This is a genomic window from Treponema sp. R80B11-R83G3 (assembly GCF_054786115.1).
Genome location: NZ_BDHF01000297.1, coordinates 1 through 926, shown reverse-complemented (window position 1 = coordinate 926; position 926 = coordinate 1). Strand labels below are relative to the sequence as shown.

General features: G+C 43.5%; 1 protein-coding gene. It reads left to right on the top strand.

What is annotated here, in order from left to right:
* Positions 1-926 (top strand): hypothetical protein (locus tag ACYVRH_RS13425; RefSeq protein WP_461257399.1); only part of this gene is annotated, 926 nt, incomplete at both ends.

Sequence of the window (926 nt, the reverse complement as noted above, 5' to 3'; positions counted from 1 at the left end):
ATTACGCCATTCCCGCTTCTGCGGCTCAAACTTTTATTAACAACGCTACTAATCAAAAACCGGAAACATTTAAAGCCGCTTTGGACAAAAGGCTTGAAAATTTTTTAAAAGGGTTAGGTGAAAACAAGGCTGTGTATCCTCATATTGCGGAATATCTTTCATCAATTTGTGTCGGGGAAAACGCGGAATATGCCGTGTCTGAAATGTATGATAAGGGCAACAGTACTGTTAGGCGCGCTTTTATTGAAAAGTGCGAAGACAGCGTAGTGGGCGCCATGGGTTACGCCGTCGCGTGGACAATTGAGAACAGCCTTCGCGGCGGACAGGTAACGATTAAAGCGGCCATAAAAGAAGTTACCGGATCCGGAGAAGAATATACCGTTGTCTTTACTATAAACAACAAGGATGTTCGTTCAATATGGGTACGTGAATACGGCAACTGGCGGATTAAAAGTTTTGGCTCTGTCGCCGCCGGTGATAAATCGCTAATGAGCAAAAAAGAGGCCGACAAGAAAGCGAAGGAAAATCTGCGGATTAATTCCGCTCTCCACCTTGAGGCCGGTTATGCCAATCTATTTGAGAGGGCATCCACCGCATTTTATTTTTCTCTTGATTTTTTGGGTGTTTTGGGATTCAATCTATATTATACTGACCCCGACTTATGGTGTATCGGAATGCTTTTAGGGTATCACTGGGGTATTCCCGCCGGAAACTTTGGCTTTATGCCATATTTTCGGATCGGCACCAATTTTATGACTGATAGCGGATTTGAGAATCATAAAGAAGGAATTGCAGACGGTTTTCCAGTTGCGTTTACGGGACAGGTTGGGCTTAAAATAACGACATCCTTCGTACCCGGTTTATTTGTGGGAACGGCTTTCCAACTCAATATATTCAGCCTGACGGATTATGATAAACTAATGAAG